Genomic DNA, 13,826 nt, shown 5'->3' on the forward strand with positions numbered 1-13,826 from the left:
GTGAAACTCGCTCGACGCGCCATGCTGGGCGCGGCTCTCACCCTGGCGATGGCGGGCTGCGCGCTCGCCGCGCCGGCGACGCCGGTGGTGATGACCACCGATCTCGGCGTCGTGGAGTTGGAGCTCTACCCGGACAAGGCTCCGGTCACGGTCGCCAACTTCCTGCGCTACGTCGACGAGGGCCGCTTCGACGGGGCGACCTTCTACCGCGTGGTTCGCGCCGGGACCGACCCGAACCCCAAGGCGCCGATCCAGGTGATCCAGGGCGGCATCGACAGCGACGCCCACCGCGGCCAGATGCTGCTGCCGATCGCCCACGAGACCACCGCCAGGAGCGGCCTGTCCCACACCGACGGCGTCATCTCGATGGCCCGCGACGGTCCCGGCAGCGCGACCTCCGAGTTCTTCATCACGGTCGGCGACAACACCAGCCTCGACTTCTGCGGCGCGCGCAATCCCGATGGCCAGGGCTACGCCGCCTTCGGCCGGGTGACGCACGGCATGGACGTCGTCCGCAGGATCCAGGCCCAGCCCTCGGACGCCCCGACGCCGGTCACCTTCGTAAAGGGACAGATTCTGGAACGTCCCGTCGAAATCCTGTCGATACGGCGCAAATAGGAGCCCGAACGTGAACCGCAGCGCACTTTCCGCCATCGCCCTGACGATGGCTCTGATCGCCGGTCCGGCTCTCGCCGACGACCGCGCCGACGTCGCCAAGGTGCTGGCCGACGCCAGCGCCGGCTGGAGCCGCGGCGAGCTGGACACCTTCATGGCCAGCTACGAAAAAGCCCCGCAAATCAACTATGTTAGCGGCGGAAAGGTCATCCAGGGCTATGACGCGATCCGGGCCATGTACGCGCCGCGTTTCGCCGACCCGAAGGCCATGCCGCAGCTCTCGACCGAGGTCGTCGACTTCGATCCGCTGGGCGCCGACTACGCCGCCGTGATCGGCAGGTTCAATCTCGCCATGCCGAATGGCGAGAAGGCCACGGGGCTGTTCAGCCTAGTGTTCCACAAGACCGCCGAGGGCTGGCAGATCGTCTCCGATCACTCCGGCTGAGGCTTGAGCGGCCCGGCCTTTCGAGCCCGGGCCACCGCCTTCTCCAGGGCCGCGTCGTCCAGCCCGCCCTGCAGGAGGTGAGGACCGACCAGATAGGCCGGCGTGCCCTTCAGGCCGAGGCCGAAGGCCTGATTGGCGTGTGCTGCGAGCTGGCGCTCTATCTCTTTGTCATATTGCACTAAATCGGCCTCCAATCGGGCCGGGTCGAGCCCCGCGTCGGCGGCGATCCGGCGGACCTCGGCCGGGGTCAGCGGGGCGTTGTCGGCCATCAGCGCGCGATGCATGGCGAGGTACTTGCCCTGCCGCTCGGCGGCCAGCGCCGCCCGGGCCGCGATCGTCGACTGCTCGCCCAGGATCGGCCAGTCCTTGTAGTGGACCCGCACCTTGGGATCGCGCGCGACCAACCGCTCCAGCGCCGGATCGGTCCGACGGCAGATCGGGCAGCGATAGTCGGTGAACAGCACCACCACCACGTCGGCGTCGGCCGGCCCGACCCGCGGCGTGCCGGCGTCGTCCAGAACGCCGGCGACCACCGGCGTCCGTTCCAGCGCGAGCGCTGGCGGCGGGCGGTTCTGCAGGACGAAGGTGATCGCCAGGCCGACCACGACGGCGATAGCCAGGACACGCCGCGGATGCGCGTCGGCCCAGTCGGCGAGGGAATCGAAAAGCCGCTTCATGGGACCGGCCTAGTGGCGTGCAGGGTGGGCGTCCAGGCGCGAGCGGCGCTAGACTTTCCGGTCTAGCACGTGATCGACATCCCGCGCCTCGATGGCGCGAACGTCCTTGCGCCATAGTCGGGCGCGATAGGCCCGCCCGCTGGCCCGCAGGTCGCCCAGCAAGACGGCTCCGATCTCGCGCGGCGGCGGTCGGATCGGCGGCGAGGGGGGCTGATGTTGGGGGTTCATGCTTGTTGAACGTCGTCGCATCCCTTGTGGTTCTTGGGATGGTGAACGTGGGGCGCTAGCCGCCGTCCAGCTCCGCCGCCAGCCAGTCGAGAAACACCTGCGCCTGCGGCGACAGCGGTCGGGTCCGGTGAGGAATGGCCGCGAAGCCGTCGGCAAAGGGCGCGAACCCGGCCACGGCGACGAGCCGTCCGGCGGCGAGGTCGGCGTTCGCCAGCCGCCGCTCGGCCACCGCCACGCCCATGCCGGCGACCGCGGCCTGCAGGCAGAGGTGCGTGTGCGGAAAGCTGATCTGCGCCAGGGCGTCCATCGACAGGCCGGAGAGCTGGCTCCACAGCGCCCAGGCCCCGGCGGTGTGGTCATGCACGATGCGTCGTCCGACGCGCAGGGCCCCGTCGCGCCGCTCGATCGGATAGCCGGGGGCCGCTACCGGTCCGAACTGCGCGTCGGCGATGCGGACGGCGCGGGCGTGGTCCTCCGGCGGATAGGCGCTGCGGTCCCACAGGATCACCAGGTCGGCGTCGCGGTCCTCACGCATTTCCTTGGCTGAGGTCATCGAGAGCTGCAGCCGCACCTGCGGGTGCAATTCGGAAAAGCGCGATAGATGCGGAACCAGCCAGCCCATGGCGAAGCTGGCGCTGCAGGCGATGCGCAGGGCCGGGGCGCGGGCCTCGCGCACGACCTCGGCATAAGCCTGGCCAAGATCGTCGAACGCGCGGCCGACCGCCTGCGCCAGCTGTCGGCCGGCGGCGTTGGGCTGCAGGCCGGTGCCGACCTTGTCGAACAGCGGCGCGCCGGCGTCCGCGCGCAGGGCCTGCAACTGCTTGCTCACCGCGCCATGGGTGCGGCCCAGTTCCTCGGCGGCGCGGCTGACCGAGCCCAATCTGGCGACGGCCTCGAAGGCGCGCAGGGCGGCTAGCGGCGGCAGGCGTGGGCGCATGGCGTGGCGGCCTTGATGTTGAATTTTCCTCACACATAGCACGACCCGAACTCGACTTTACCCATCTGGGGTGAGGATTGGATGTTCGGGTATCGAGATCGACGTGAGGATAAGTGACAGATGGCGGTTGGCGGGGATGTTGACTACGAGCGAACCGGGACCGGCTACGGCGCACAGCGCCGGCCCGATCCGGTGTTGGCGGCGCGCATCCGCCGTGCCCTGGGACCGGTGCGGACCGTGCTCAACGTCGGGGCGGGAACCGGGTCTTACGAGCCGCAGGACCGCCATGTGCTGGCGATCGAGCCCTCGGCGGTGATGCGGGCCCAGCGGCGGCCAGACGCCGGCCTGGCGATCGAGGGCTTCGCCGAGGCGCTCCCACTCGACGACGACAGCGTCGATGCGGCGATGGCGGTGGCCACCGTCCACCAGTGGCGCGACCTGGCCAAGGGGCTGGCGGAGCTGCGGCGCGTGGCGCGTGGGCCGGTGGTGGTCGCCGCCTTCGACGGATCGGTGCTGTCGCAATGGTGGCTGAACGACTACGCGCCCGAGCTGCTGGCCGCCGAGCAGAAACGCTATCCCGAGATCGCGGCGATCGTGCGGGGCCTGGGCGGCCAGGTAAGCGTCGAGACCGTGCCCATCGCCGCCGATTGCCCGGACGGGATCACCGAGGCCTTCTACGCCCGGCCCGAGCGTTTGCTGGACCCGGCGGTGCGGCGCGCCCAGTCCTCCTGGGGCTTCGTGGGACCAGATGTCGAGCCGCGGTTCGTCGCCGCCCTGTCGGCGGACCTGGCCTCGGGCGCGTGGGACGCCCGCTACGGCCATTGGCGTAACATGGCGACCTATGACGGATCGCGCCGGCTGATCGTCTCGCGACCATAGGGAAGGGGCCGTCTTGCGCCTGCCGCGAACCGCTATGTAGGCTGCTGCGTCAACGCCGGGAGCCATCGCATGAAGTTCAAGCAGCTTGGCCGGACGGGCCTCTATGTCTCCGAGATCTGCCTGGGAACCATGACCTTCGGCGGCAACGAGGAGGCCGGCATCTGGAAGGCGATCGGCTCGCTGCCGCAGGCCGAGGTCGACGCGATCATGGGCAAGGCGCTGGCCGCCGGGGTGAACTTCTTCGACACCGCCGACGTCTACTCGTTCGGGGCCTCGGAACAGCGCCTCGGCCAATCGCTCAAGAACCTCGGCGTCAAGCGCAGCGACGTGGTTCTGGCGACCAAGGTGTTCGGCCAGATGGGGCCGGGGCCCAACGACCGCGGCGCCTCGCGCGGCCACATCATGGACTCGGTGAAGGCCAGCCTGGAGCGGATGCAGACCGACCATATCGATCTCTACCAGATCCACGGAAACGACGCCGTGACCCCCATCGACGAGACGCTGCGTGCGCTCGACGACCTGGTGAGCCAGGGGCTGGTCCGCTACGTCGGCGTCTCCAACTGGGCCGCCTGGAAGATAGCCAAGGCGCTCGGTCTCTCCGAGGCCAAGGGCTATGCGCGGTTCGAGACCCTGCAGGCCTACTACACCATCGCCGGCCGCGACCTGGAGCGTGAGCTGGTCCCGATGCTGAGCGCCGAGCAACTGGGCCTGATGGTCTGGTCGCCGCTCGCCGGCGGCTTGCTGTCGGGCAAGTTCGGGCCGGGCTCGAACAATCCGGAGAACGCCCGGCGCACCAATTTCGACTTCCCGCCGGTGAACCTCGATCGCGCCTGGGCCTGCGTGGAGGTGATGCGCGACGTGGCTCAGGCGCATGGAGCGTCCGTGGCCCGCGTGGCGCTGGCCTGGCTGCTGGCCAAGCCCCACGTGATGAGCGTGATCATCGGCGCCAAGACCGTCGAGCAGCTCGACGACAACCTGGCCGCCGTCGAGCTGCAACTGACAGCCGAGGACATGCAGCGGCTTGATGCGGTTAGCGAGCTGCCGGCCGAGTATCCCGGCTGGATGTTCGCCCGCCAGGGCGGAGCGCGCGTGCCTGCGCCCTTCACCCCGAAGGCCTGAGGCCCGTGACGCTCGATCAGCCTGCGCCGATCGCGGTGGTGCGCGGCGCGCCGACGCCGCAGATCCAGGCCCTGTTCGCCACTTTCGTCGCTCGGCTCGGGACGCCCGTTCGTGTCGTCGGCGTCGTGGAGGAGGAGCCGGTCCCCGGCCGCGCCCAGCTTCGCAGTCTGACCGACGGGCGGCGGTTCGAGGTGTTCCAGGAGCTGGGCCGCGGCTCCAGCGCCTGCAGCGTCGACGCCGGCAGCGTCGTGAGCGCCTGCGAAGCGGTGCGCGGCGACATCGCCGCCGGCTGCGACCTCGTGGTGCTCAGCAAGTTCGGGCGGCTGGAGGCCGAGCGCAGCGGCCTCAGCGACGCCTTCGCCGCCGGTCTGGCCGGCGGAGTTCCGATCCTGACGTCCGTGGCGCCAAAATTCGATCCGGCATGGAGCGCCTTCGCCGCGCCGCTGTTCGTCATGCTGCCGCCGCGGCTGGAGGCGGTCGAGGCCTGGTGGCGCGGCCTGAATCGGCAGGCGGCCTAGTCGCGCAGGCGCCGGCGCAGGCGCATCGCCTCGCGCTCGTCCAGCCCCGGGGGATAGGCCAGGCAGGCGTCCCACCGCCGCGCTCCGCACCGCGCGCAGGCCGCTTTGATCCGCGCTGCGACGTCGGCCACCGGCGTCTGCAAACCGCCGTCGCCCAGCGTGTAGAGCCGGTGCGCAATCCTCAGCGGGTCGTAGCGCCGCCGCCAGCCGCATCCGCCGCAGGAGAGCAGCACGACGCATCCGGGAAAGTACCGCGCCTGGTCGAGCCGGGGCGCGGGCAGGGGCAGTATTCGATCGGGTGGGGGCGCACGCATGTCCCGTTGAAACAAAACAAGAACATTTTAGCCATGGCCTCAGGGTGGCCGCCGGCGACTTGGCGCCACCGTCCGTAGTGGATGTGTGGCCCGCTCCGTTGTGTCGGCGTCGGGGTGCACGGCAAGATCGTTGGTCGGTGAACGCTGTAATTCGGAATTGAGCTCGGCCGCACACTGCGTCAGTGTTCGGTGTCGGCAGGGGCTCGAAGGTGTCCGAATGCGGATGATCTATTTGGTGCTCGCCCACGAAGGTCGGCCGCAGCTTGACGCCTTGGTCGAGCGGTTGGCGCCCGCGGGCGGCGTGGACATGGTCATCGTTCACGCGGACCGTCGCTCGGACCTGTGGCGTAGCCTGCGGGAGGATCCTCCCCCTGATACCCGGCGGGTGGAGGTCATCCAGAACCCGGTCTCGGTCCGTTGGGGGCATCGGAGCCTTCAGGCGGCGATCATCCTACTGATCGAACGGGCCATGGCGTTCGAGTTCGACTACGCGCACCTGGTCAGCGGGTCGGACTGGCCGGTCATGTCTCGCCATGAGATCGTCCGGGAGCTCGAGGCCTCCCAGATCCCCCTTTGCTATATCGAAGCGGAGTTCGGGCGAGAGGAGGAGCGGATGCAGCGCTTCCACGTCGACGCGCGCTGGCTGCGGCCCGATCCGCGGCGCGAGCCCATGGCCTACCGATTCAAGCCGGCGATCGTTCGCCTGTCGCGATGGCTGGATGGCGCGCGTCACCGGCTCCTAGGAGACCGCTCGCGTCCGTGGGGCCGATGGTTCAAGGGCGAGACCTGGTGGTCGTTGCCGAACGATGCGCTGCAGATGGTCGCCGTGGAGTTGCGCCGATTGACGGACTCGGGCCGTCTCGTCGGGACCTATGTTTGCGAAGAGCATGTCGTCCAGACGATCGTCGCCGCCAGATTGCCCGAACGGCTGGCCGACTGTCGACGCTACATCGACTGGACGGACGGCGGCGACAGCCCGCGGCTGCTGGCTCGCGGCGACCAGAAGGCCATCGCCGAGAGCGGAGCCTGGTTCGCGAGGAAATTCGCGCTGTCGCACGACGACTTCTTCCTGCGCCTGCCGCCGTACAGCTGATCTGCGCGCGAGGCGCAAGGCCTGATGCTGAGCTTCAATGGTCGCATGCTGGAGAGGCCGAGGGGGACGGCTGACGGTCTCGCCCCAACCCCACTTCGGCCAGGTCTTGCGACAGTGCGCGGCAGACCCAGGCAGCCTGTAGCATTGCCGAAAATTAGGACGCGCGCGAATGGCGTTGGCGGATTGGGCCATTGTCCAGCTCGATGAGGTGAGTGAGAGGGCGGCGAACGCGAGGCGGTTCTTGACCTGGCCCCCGCCGGTCCCTCGATCAGATCCTCAAAGGAGAATCCAGTGAAGCTTAAGTCCGTGCTCTGCGGAGCCGCCCTGTTGTGCGGCCTCGCGATGTCGAGCGCCGCTGGCGCGGCGACCACGATCACCTTCGACGCCGGCAGCGATCAATGCGTATCGAACGGCTCGCGTTGCATGATGCTGCAAACCTTCGGCGATACCGATGCGATGGATGTCAGCTATCAGAACATCAAGCCTGACGGGACGGTCGTGGGCGCCGCCCAACAATTCTACGCCAACTTCGGCGATCTGGGGAAAGTCCTGACTGCCGGCAGCTACCTCGACGGAACCCTTGGCCAAGTCACGCTGAAGGCGCGCAATGGCTACAAGATCTCGCTGCTTGATTTCGATTTCGTCGGTTATGTCAATTTCGCGCCGACCCTGCCGCTGAAGGTTATGGATCTTGCGGGCAACGAACTTGTTGCTGGCAGCTATAGCACTGGCACCGGATCCACGCACAAGAGCCTGGCGGTCAATAGTGCATTTCTCGACGGCGTCGTGATCCGCTGGGGCCCTGACGCCAGCGTCGGCGGCATCGACAACATTCGCTACGAAGTGCAATCGTCCGTGCCTGAGCCGGCCACCTGGGCGATGATGATCCTGGGCTTCGGCGGCGTTGGCGCCCTTCTGCGCCATCGGCGGAGAAACCCGCTCGCGGCTGTGGCCTGAGGCTCCTGCCATGATCGGCGGCTCGGGATGGTCCCGAGCCGCCCCCGATGGCGCTGAGCGCTGGCCCCTCGCTCGACGGGCCTATGCTCGCCACGCCGGGACTGTGAAGACCACTATACGGCGAGCGGGCAGAAGGCGTTCGGGGCGAACCGAACCTGCGTGGACGCCGAGAGCCGGAAGGCCGCTTCCCTGGCCCAGGGGGCGGCGAAGCAGGATGCAGTCCTGCGCAGCGCCGGCCTATCGCCGGCGGCGTCGCCTCCCACCTCGTGTTTTCAGAGCGAATTCCTCGGCCCTTGTCCGGCGGTAGGAAGCCGGGCGACCTTGTCCCGCACGGCGTGTCCGCGCTGTAGCCGCGCGGCCGCTGCACGTCCGTCATCACGAGGGCTTCACCAGTATCTCGGGCGGGGCGGTCGTGCCGACGCGCATCAGACGGTTGTCGCACGACCCTGCGCTGGCGTTCCTCGCCGTGCCGTTGAGCGAGGCGGATAGGCGGCTCAACCGACGGACTTCTTGAAGACGTTCTCGGGAAGGGAATTCACGCCGGTTTAGCGGCGAAAAAAGATGGTGGTGGGGGCAGTCAGGTGGCAACTTGTCTCCACCGCCCTCCAGGCGTGTGCCATATGTTATTACTCTTCGTAGCTCCACTGTAGCTCGACATTGCCGAAATCGACGCGCAGCCGCCTGCGGTTGGCTTCGACGGCGATTACCTCCAAACCAGCGTCGAAGCTGCGGTTGATGGTGATTGCCAAGGTCAGCCTGTGCCGCGCTTGCTTTTCTGCGGCCTGCGTATTGAGGCGGACGTAGTCGCGATCGAAGCTGTCGCGCACCGAAAGATCGAACTCGGCGCGGAATTCGATCAAGCAGTCGAGTTCCAGGGAGAAGGTGACGTCCTCCCCTTGAACCGCGAGCACCTTGGGCGGAAGGACGATCTCCCAGGTCTGAAGGACCGCGCTCTCGGGCTGGACGTCGTAATAGAAGTCGGAACTCGCCTCGACCTCGAAGTCGGCGTCGTCCAGCCAGGCTTGTATCTCGAGCTCAATCTCATGACTTAACTCGGGAGCGTCCCCGGCCGCGAGCAGTTCGACGGCGCGTTCCGCCACCCGATGGCCTGCCTGGTTGAACAGGTCCAGGGCACCGTCCAGGTCTGAGGTCCAGACCAGACGCGGCGATGTCTCGGCATAGGCCTTCCAGTCGGCATCGCCGCTGACCGTCAGCAGCAGGACATTGGTACTTTCGGCCCAGGATTCGAGCGTCAGCAGCGCTATGGCGTCAGGGAACTCATTTTTCTTCCCCTCTTTCTGTGCGAACGGAGCCTCGGCTGAGAAATATCGACGGACGAGCTCGCTGAAAGACGCGTGGCCGTCGGCGGACAGGACATGGGCTCCGATTTCGGCGGTGAACGTGTCCCATTCTCCGGCGGCCAGCTGGCTGGCATCGGCGTCGAGATCGATTGCAGCGGCAAGCTGGGAGAGGGGCTCAGTCCGGCGCCAGGCTCTGCGGTATTGATTAAGTGCCGCCTTGAGCTTGAGCGCGTGTTCCTCCGCGGCCCGGCGCCGATGGGCCTGGACCTCGTGCACGGTCACTTCGCTGAAAACCAAGTGAACGTCATGCTGAGCCCCCACGGGGCCGAGCGCCCGAAGGGCCGGAGTTTGCAGGTTGCATCCAAACCGGTCGAAGACGCTGGTGTCGAGGGTGACAGCTCCGAACTGGCGCTGGGCGATTGCGTCGGCCAGTTCGGCCTCTGTCATGGCGGGCACGGGCGCGCTCCTCTCGCCCCTCCTTTAGCTCGCGCATGGCACTGGCGCGAGCCAATGATGGACAACCAAGGTGCCTGTCTGCCCTCTGGCATCGCCGGCGCTTCGGGGGAGCGGCAGCCCATTGATCTGGTCCATGATATGCTGCCAGTTGAAGGTCGCGAGCGACACGCCGCTCTACGCGGCCGTCGAGGTGATCGGCTATGGCTGCGCTTGGCTATTGAGCCGCCAGGGGCCGGCGAGGGCGCAAGCGCGTTGCTCTTGGCCGACGGTCGCCCCGAACTTGACCAGCTCTGTTGGCTCATCATTCAAGGCCAGGTCTATGTGTGGACGGGGTGCCACCTAGGGTGTCAGCGGAAGCGGGGGAGTGGCAATGAAGATCGAGGTTGCTGGCGAGGCCAACGTCTTAGGGGAGGAACCGCTCGAGGAATGTGACCTCGTGATGAAGGGCGGGGTGACGTCGGGGGTGGTCTATCCCTACGCCATCCTCGAACTGGCCAAGGTCTACCGTTTTCGCTCGATAGGCGGCACCTCGGCTGGCGCGATCGCCGCCGCCTTCGCCGCCGCCGCCGAGTACGGCCGGCAGTCGGGCGACCCTGAGGCCTTTGCTCGGCTGAAGGCCCGGTGCGACGAACTGCCGGCGATCCTGGGGAGCCTCTTCCAGCCAAGTCCGCGGTTCGCGTGGGTGATGAAGGCGGCGCTCGCAGCCACCGGTGAGTCGAGCGGGCGTCTGCGGCGGATCCTGCGGGCCCTGGCAGCGCCCTTAGCCGCCGGCGCGGGTGCGGGTCTGCTAGTCTTCAGTGTCGTGGCGTTCCTGCCCCTGGCTCTCGGCTCGAGCGCAGGTGCGCTCGTGGTCGCCATCCTGGGGGCGATCCTGGCGGCGGTGATCGGGGCCGTGCTGGTGATGGCCTTTCATATAAGGACGCTGCTCACTCATGACCTGCCGCAGCAGGATTTCGGGATGTGCAGCGGCCTGACCACCGAGGGCACCGCCTCCCCGGCGCTGACCGAATGGATACACGACTCGCTGCAGTTCATCTCCTTCGGCGCGGATCCGCGCCGCGCTCCTCTGACATTCGGAGAACTAGCGAAGGTGGGCCTCGCACCCGAGGATGCGGCCGCCGGCACCCGCAGCATCGACCTGCGGATGATGACCACCAACCTGTCGATCGGCCGGCCGCACGCGTTCCCCCACCTGAGCCTCGACGTAATGTTCGATCCCTCCGAGTGGCGGCGGCTGTTCCCAGTCGAGGTGATGCGCCACCTCGAGGCCCGCTCGCCGCGTCGGGAGGGCGACCTGCTGGCGCTGCCTGCGGCGGACGATCTGCCGGTCCTGGTGGGCGTCAGGATGAGCCTCAGCTTCCCGATTCTGATCCAGGCAGTGCCGATGCATATGAAGGACGTGGGGGCGGCGGCCCGTGACGAGCTGGCGCCGGGGACGCCGCCGCCCGTGCGGCGCATCCTCTTTTCGGACGGCGGGATCACTAGCAACTTCCCGATCCACTTCTTCGACTCACTAATCCCGAGCCGCCCGACTTTCGCCCTGAGCCTCGACGACATGCACGCGCCTGGTCTGCCGCGGATCAGCTTGCCGCAGGCGGCGGGCGAGGGCGCCTTCTCCCCGATCCGGACTATCAAAGGGGCATTCGGCTTCTTCAATGTGGTGCTCAGCGCGGCCAAGGACTGGCAGGACGAGATGATGAGTGTCCTGCCCGGCCAACGGCAGCGGGTGGTTCGCATCCGCCTGGACGAGGGCGAGGGCCGGCTGAACCTCGGCATGGAGCCGGAGCTTTCTCGGCGGCTGATGGGCTATGGCTCCGAGGCCGGCCAAAAAATCCGCGCGGGGTTCAAGTTCGAGGAGCACCGCTATCGCCGAACGCTGGTGGCCTACAAGCATTTGCGTGAGCTGACGGAGGGCTTCGCGCGGACCTGGCCGGGCTATTCTAGCGACTACCGTACCTATGCGCCCAACGCGATCAGCTACAAAACGATGGTGGGATCGCCGAGCCGCCGCAGGCAGAGCCCGAACGTTACTGGTATGCGCCGGACGTCGAGCTGCACATCTGGAAGCCGGACGGTGACGTCATGCGCTCGGTCGCCGAGCTCGACTGGGCGATCGGGAAGGGGCTCATCGCCGATCCGCGCGCCGAGCCCGCCGCGGACTCGAACGCGTGGTCAGATATGTCAGATTAAGCGCGGCTACTGCGGCGCTTCATGGCTGAAAGAGGCCACCTCGCCGACGCCGCGTTCGGCCTGTGACGCTCCCACTCGCGCGATTGTAGATTTGTCTCAAACCGCCCTAAGGTCGCGGTCTAAGCGTCAGGGGGATAATGGTGTCTGGTGGAAGCCATTCGGCCTCGCCGGTCGAGGGGGAATTTGTCAACGTCCGCGGGCGTCCTTGGCTGGTGGATGGGGTGAACGACGCCGATGAGGGGCTTAAGACCCTCTCGCTGTCATGCATCGCCGACGACGCCAACGGCGAAGCGCTCGAAGTGATCTGGGACGCCGAAGTCGGGGCGTCGGTGATTGACGACACGGGCTGGCAGTCGGTCGGCCTCGGCGGTCCAGACAGCCCGGAGGTCCTGGCGGCGCATGTGCGGGCGTTGCGGTGGAAGTCCGCCACCGCGGCGGACCGCGAACTTCTGCAGGCGCCGTTTCGGGCCGGCATCCGGCTCGACGCTTATCAACTACTGCCTCTCCGCAAAGCGCTGCGCCTTCCGCGCGTGAACCTCCTCATCGCCGATGATGTCGGCCTGGGTAAGACCATTGAGGCCGGCCTCGTCACGCGAGAGCTGCTACTGCGCAAGCGGGTCGATTTCATCGTCATCGCGGCCCCGCCGTCGATGACGATCCAGTGGAAGGACGAACTCGAAGCCAAGTTCGGCCTGTCGTTCGACATCATCGACCGGGAGCGGGTTTCCGACCTGCGGCGCCAGCGCGGGTTCGCCGTGAACTCCTGGAATACCGGTTCGCGCTTCATCATTTCCCATCGGCTCCTGACCGACGAGACCTACGCTGGCGGGCTGCGAGACGTGCTCGGCGAATTCCGGGCCCGCGCCCTGTTCATCCTCGACGAGGCGCACCACGCCGCCCCTTCGGCGGGCGTTCGCTACGCAGTCTCTAGCCAGCTCACCCGGGCCGTCCGCGAGCTCGCGGATCGCTTTGAGCATCGGCTGTTCCTGTCGGCCACCCCGCACAACGGACACTCGAATAGCTTCTCGGCGCTGCTGGAGATGTTGGACCCGCAGCGGTTCACCCGCGGCGTCATCGTGCGGCCGAAGGACCTCGAGCCAGTCATGGTTCGGCGGCTGAAGTCCGACTTGCGCCGTCTGGGCGAGGATTTCCCCGAACGGATCATCGAGCCCATCGTTATCGACGGCCTACCTGACAACGCCCCCGAGCTGGACCTCGCAAGCCGGCTCGCCGCCTATGGCGACCTGCGCATGCTGCGCGTCGCGATGTTGCCGACCCAGAAGGCCGCCCTCGCCAAGCTGGCCTTCGTGGGGCTTCAGCAGCGGCTGCTCTCCTCGATCGCCGCCTTCGCGCGGACCCTGAAGGTGCATCGCAAGGGGCTCCAGCGGATCATCGACGGGGAGACCCCGCTGCAATCCGCGGGCGCCGCGCAGGGGTTCGTCGCGGCGCGCGCCGGAGACGACATCGCCGAACTCGATCTGGAAGATGCCGAAGCCGAGGCCACGGCCGACGCCGAGGAAGACAGCCTCGCCGATGCGGCAACGGTCATCGGCTCGGTCGGCGCCGGAAAGGGTGACCTCCTGGCCGAACTCGCCGCTGTCGACGAGATGCTGGCCATCGCTGAGCACGCCGCCACCCGCCCCGACGCCCGCGTCCGTCACCTTGTCGACTGGATCAAGGCCAACCTCTTTACCGATGGCGTCTGGAACGAGCGCCGCCTGATCCTCTTCACCGAGTATGAGGACACCCGCCGATGGCTGGAGCGCCGGTTGCGGGAAGCGTTCTGGACTGACGCCGCCCTTGCCTGGTCGGCGCGTCTCCATTGTCCCGACCGTTCACCGCGCCTGTGTGTGAGTTCACCGCGAAACAGCTGCGCGTGGCTGGTCCGCCGCCAGACAGGGCGTGAACGGGCGCAATCCCTGCGCTCCACATCACTGTCTGGAACTCCGATGAAGACCCTTCTACCTGCCGCGGCGATCCTGGCCGCCGCCGCTCTTGGCGCCACCTCCGTTCAGGCGGCGACCGTCGTCACCTTCTCGGAGCGACCTCCGCCCACGCCGCCACCGTCGCCACCTTCAACGAACTGAAGACCGACGC

General features: G+C 67.6%; 14 protein-coding genes. 9 read left to right on the forward strand and 5 right to left on the reverse strand.

The window, feature by feature from the left end:
- Entirely contained in the window at window positions 1-618 is a 618-nt protein-coding gene (locus O4N75_RS10010) for a peptidylprolyl isomerase (RefSeq protein WP_269629351.1), read from the forward strand.
- Between the two features lie 10 nt (window positions 619-628).
- On the forward strand, window positions 629-1,060 hold the full coding sequence (locus tag O4N75_RS10015) for a nuclear transport factor 2 family protein (protein WP_269629206.1): 432 nt from the start codon (window positions 629-631) through the stop codon (window positions 1,058-1,060).
- On the opposite strand, the gene O4N75_RS10020 is transcribed toward O4N75_RS10015, so the two are convergent.
- The 3 genes from O4N75_RS10020 to O4N75_RS10030 are packed head-to-tail and all read right to left on the reverse strand — an operon-like array spanning window position 1,048 to window position 2,902.
- Window positions 1,048-1,737 (reverse strand): DsbA family protein, encoded by a 690-nt coding sequence (locus O4N75_RS10020; RefSeq protein ID WP_269629207.1) that lies wholly within the window; start codon window positions 1,735-1,737, stop codon window positions 1,048-1,050. The genes O4N75_RS10015 and O4N75_RS10020 overlap by 13 nt on opposite strands.
- Window positions 1,738-1,785: 48 nt before the next feature.
- Complete coding sequence (locus O4N75_RS10025) at window positions 1,786-1,965, reverse strand: hypothetical protein (protein WP_269629208.1); 180 nt, start codon at window positions 1,963-1,965, stop codon at window positions 1,786-1,788.
- 55 nt (window positions 1,966-2,020) lie between these two features.
- Window positions 2,021-2,902: a LysR substrate-binding domain-containing protein gene (locus O4N75_RS10030; RefSeq protein ID WP_269629209.1), complete on the reverse strand. Its 882-nt coding sequence runs from the start codon at window positions 2,900-2,902 to the stop codon at window positions 2,021-2,023.
- A gap of 120 nt (window positions 2,903-3,022) precedes the next feature.
- On the opposite strand from O4N75_RS10030, the gene O4N75_RS10035 reads away from it, so the two are divergent.
- From O4N75_RS10035 to O4N75_RS10045, 3 genes are all read left to right on the forward strand, one after another.
- Window positions 3,023-3,781 (forward strand): class I SAM-dependent methyltransferase, encoded by a 759-nt coding sequence (locus O4N75_RS10035; protein ID WP_269629210.1) that lies wholly within the window; start codon window positions 3,023-3,025, stop codon window positions 3,779-3,781.
- 69 nt (window positions 3,782-3,850) lie between these two features.
- On the forward strand, window positions 3,851-4,900 hold the full coding sequence (locus tag O4N75_RS10040) for an aldo/keto reductase (protein ID WP_269629211.1): 1,050 nt from the start codon (window positions 3,851-3,853) through the stop codon (window positions 4,898-4,900).
- A gap of 5 nt (window positions 4,901-4,905) precedes the next feature.
- Window positions 4,906-5,418: a DUF2478 domain-containing protein gene (locus tag O4N75_RS10045; RefSeq protein WP_269629212.1), complete on the forward strand. Its 513-nt coding sequence runs from the start codon at window positions 4,906-4,908 to the stop codon at window positions 5,416-5,418.
- Here the strand turns inward: O4N75_RS10045 and O4N75_RS10050 are convergent.
- On the reverse strand, window positions 5,415-5,732 hold the full coding sequence (locus O4N75_RS10050; protein ID WP_269629213.1) for a hypothetical protein: 318 nt from the start codon (window positions 5,730-5,732) through the stop codon (window positions 5,415-5,417). The two genes, O4N75_RS10045 and O4N75_RS10050, sit on opposite strands and share 4 nt — an antisense overlap.
- 217 nt (window positions 5,733-5,949) lie before the next feature.
- On the opposite strand from O4N75_RS10050, the gene O4N75_RS10055 reads away from it, so the two are divergent.
- Both O4N75_RS10055 and O4N75_RS10060 read left to right on the forward strand, forming a co-directional pair.
- A complete protein-coding gene (locus tag O4N75_RS10055) occupies window positions 5,950-6,825 on the forward strand; it encodes a beta-1,6-N-acetylglucosaminyltransferase (RefSeq protein WP_269629214.1) in 876 nt (291 codons plus the stop codon).
- 291 nt (window positions 6,826-7,116) lie between these two features.
- Entirely contained in the window at window positions 7,117-7,782 is a 666-nt protein-coding gene (locus O4N75_RS10060) for a PEPxxWA-CTERM sorting domain-containing protein (protein ID WP_269629215.1), read from the forward strand.
- Between the two features lie 626 nt (window positions 7,783-8,408).
- On the opposite strand, the gene O4N75_RS10065 is transcribed toward O4N75_RS10060, so the two are convergent.
- Window positions 8,409-9,530: a PIN domain-containing protein gene (locus tag O4N75_RS10065; protein ID WP_269629352.1), complete on the reverse strand. Its 1,122-nt coding sequence runs from the start codon at window positions 9,528-9,530 to the stop codon at window positions 8,409-8,411.
- A gap of 379 nt (window positions 9,531-9,909) precedes the next feature.
- On the opposite strand from O4N75_RS10065, the gene O4N75_RS10070 reads away from it, so the two are divergent.
- A complete protein-coding gene (locus O4N75_RS10070) occupies window positions 9,910-11,967 on the forward strand; it encodes a patatin-like phospholipase family protein (RefSeq protein ID WP_269629216.1) in 2,058 nt (685 codons plus the stop codon).
- Window positions 11,951-13,816: an SNF2-related protein gene (locus tag O4N75_RS10075; protein WP_269629217.1), complete on the forward strand. Its 1,866-nt coding sequence runs from the start codon at window positions 11,951-11,953 to the stop codon at window positions 13,814-13,816. The genes O4N75_RS10070 and O4N75_RS10075 overlap by 17 nt, the downstream gene beginning before the upstream one ends.
- Window positions 13,817-13,826: the final 10 nt, after the last annotated feature.

Origin of the sequence: Phenylobacterium sp. NIBR 498073 (assembly GCF_027286305.1) — a bacterium.
Lineage (GTDB): Bacteria > Pseudomonadota > Alphaproteobacteria > Caulobacterales > Caulobacteraceae > Phenylobacterium.